The 335-nt window shown below is 48.7% G+C and carries 1 pseudogene; it reads left to right on the top strand.

The features are described from left to right. Positions 1-103: 103 nt before the first annotated feature. A pseudogene (locus F1735_RS34500) lies at positions 104-335 on the top strand (D-serine/D-alanine/glycine transporter); the annotation flags it as partial.

Genomic DNA, 335 nt, shown 5'->3' with positions numbered 1-335 from the left:
CTACTATCGATAAGCCCTTACAAAGGGAACGTCATTTTTTTGGCGTATTTAAAGGCCAGAAGAGCCTTAACAACACAGACAGGCATAAACAGGAAAATATCACATGGTAGATCAGGTCAAAGTCGCCGCCGCAGAAGAGGCGACGTCTGAACAGTCGCTACGGCGAAATCTCACGAACCGTCACATTCAGCTCATTGCCATTGGCGGCGCCATCGGCACAGGGCTGTTTATGGGCTCGGGCAAAACCATCAGTCTTGCAGGCCCGTCGATCATCTTCGTTTATATGATCATCGGTTTTATGCTCTTTTTCGTGATGCGTGCAATGGGTGAATTGC

Origin of the sequence: Massilia genomosp. 1, assembly GCF_011682185.1 — a bacterium.
GTDB lineage: Bacteria > Pseudomonadota > Gammaproteobacteria > Burkholderiales > Burkholderiaceae_D > Telluria_A > Telluria_A rubra.
The sequence above is the reverse complement of the archived record's forward strand: the minus strand, read 5'-3'. Positions and strand labels throughout refer to the sequence as shown.